General features: G+C 77.3%; 1 protein-coding gene and 1 pseudogene. Both read right to left on the minus strand.

Features of this window, described 5'->3' with window-relative positions; all coding sequences use genetic code 11:
* Window positions 1-1,233: pseudogene (locus tag DY240_RS23145) on the minus strand (hypothetical protein); the annotation flags it as partial.
* Window positions 1,230-2,391: ABC transporter permease (locus tag DY240_RS23150; RefSeq protein WP_147375469.1), on the minus strand; the 1,162-nt coding region annotated here is incomplete at its 5' end. The pseudogene DY240_RS23145 and the gene DY240_RS23150, both read right to left, overlap by 4 nt.

Raw genomic sequence — 2,391 nt, forward strand, 5'->3', positions numbered from 1 at the left:
GGCGGCCGCGACGGGCGAGCGGCGCGGCGCCGCCGTGGACCGCGACGCGCGCAGCGCGGCGGCGGCAGCCAGGACCGAGCCGCCCGCGACGACGACCACGACCGCACACCAGCCGGTCGCCAGCACCGTCCAGTCGACGTCGATCCCCGGGGCGGGCTCGCGCTGCGCCGCCGTCCCGAGCGGGAACCACGCCGACGCGAGGACCGCGGCGCACGCACCCGCCGTCATGCCGGCGATCCCGGCCAGCGCCGGACCGGCAGCGGCGGCGACCACCTGCTGCCGCGGCGCCAGGCCGAGGGCGCCGAGCACCCGCAGGTCGGTCATGACAGCCGCGGTGTGCCGGGCGACCGCCTGACCCACCAGGACGACCGCGGCCGCCGCCGCGGCCAGCGCGAACGCGGTGACGGCGGTCGCCTCGATGTCGAGGATGCCCTGGTTGAAGGCGTTTGCCGCGGCTTCGCTCCACATGGGGAGGTCGGTCCGGCCGGTCAGGTCGGTCACCGCCTCCTTGAAGTCGGCGTAGCCGCTGCCGCCGTCGTCCAGCCGCACCATCGCGCTGGTCGCGCCCTGCGGGCCGAGCAGGTGGTCGGAGTACGCGGTGAAGAAGGCGGGGGTCGGCACCAGCCAGCCGGGCGCACCCGGCTGGTCGGTGAACAGCGGCGAGCGGACGACACCGACGACGCGAACCCGTACCTCCGGCCCGTCCGCCGGCGGCCGGGTGCCCTCCTCCGCCGGGCCGCGCCAGTCGGTCACCGTGGTGCTCAGCGTCTCCGGCCGGTAGAGGCGGACGGTGACGGCGTCGCCGGCGCCGTGCCCGTACGTCTGCACGAACCGCGGCGTCACCACGGCCTCGTCCACGCGGCCCGGGTCGGCGAGCCGGCCGTCGAGGACCACCGGCCGCTCGACGGTCCGCAGGACGTTCCGGTCGGCGGGGACCGGCCCGTCGACCGGCACGCCGTCGATCTCGTAGGCCCCGAAGGCCACCTCACCGACGGCCGCGACACCGGGGACGGCGCGCACCGCGTCCCAGTCGAAGTCCGGGTCGCCGGGCATGAGCTGGGCCGTCGCGGGGAGCGTGGCGGCGTCGAGCCGGTGGGCCGCTGAGGCGCCGCGCCGGGCACCGGCGACCGTGGCCAGCACCGCCCCGCCGGCGAACGCCACGAGTAGCGCCAGCACCAGCAGCGACCGCCACCGCCGGTTCAGCTCCAGCCGCAGCCACGCCCCGGTCATCATTCGGCCCTCAGCACGTGGCCGACGCGCATCGACGCGGCCCGGTGGGACGGCCAGGCGGCCAGCAGGTTCGCCGCCAGCAGCGCCGCCGGCACCACGAGCGCGAGCGCGGTGACGTCCACCGGCGGGACGTAGAACAGCGGCGTGGTGTCGGCGACGTACCGCCACACGACCCGCCCGAGCGCGACGCCCAGCGGGACCCCGATCACGAGCCCGGCCAGCGCCAGGACGGTGGCCTGCGTCGCCACGACGACCCGCGACTGCCGCCGGGTCATCCCGACCGCGCGCAGCACCGCCATCTCGTGCCGCCGCCGGCGCACCGCCGTCGCCAGCGCGTGACCGACGGCGCCCAGCGCGAGCACCGCCAGGAAGACGGCGAGGACGACCGGCAGGCCGCGGATGGACGACAGCTCGGCCACCGGCGACGGCAGCTCCACCGGCTCCGCCGCGATGTCCTCGCCACCCGGGACGGAGGCCGCCGCCTCGCCGAGCTCCTGGCCGACGTCGTCGAGGCTCACCCCGGGTTCCAGGTCGACGAAGCCCGCGTGGAAGCGGAAGCCGTCGAACAACCCGTCGTAGGTCGCGGCCGTGACGAGCCCGCCGTCGGTGTAGCGGTTGTGCGACAGCTCCGGCAGCAGCCCGACGCCGACGACCGTCAGGGCGTCCTCGCCCGCGGTCCCGGTGACCTCGACGGTGTCGCCGACGCCGGTGCCGAGCTGCCGGGCGGAGTCCGGGCCGAGCAGGATCTCGCCGGCCGCCTCCGGCCGCCGGCCCTCCGTGACCACGACGTCCAGAGGCTCGCCGATCGGGTCCGCGGAGAGGACGGCGAGCGGCCCACCGCCGGTCTCGGCCACCGCGGACCGGGTGTCGTTGACGCCGCGCACGCCGTCGACGCCGGCCACCGCCGTGAACAGCTCCCGCGCCGCCGGCAGGACGTCCTCGCCGTCCCGGCCCTCGACGCCGACGTACAGGGTGAGGTCGTGGACGACGCCGAGCCGTTGTGGATGGGCGGCGACGTCGTCGACGCCGTCCGAGAACGTGAACGCCGCGATGACGCCGAGCACACCGAAGACGGCGCCGGCCAGCGCCGGCCGCACCGGCAGGGCGCGCCGGCCGCGGCCGGGCTCCAGCGCGAACCGGGCGCCCACGACGGTCGCGACC

Source organism: Jiangella rhizosphaerae (assembly GCF_003579925.1).
GTDB lineage: Bacteria > Actinomycetota > Actinomycetes > Jiangellales > Jiangellaceae > Jiangella > Jiangella rhizosphaerae.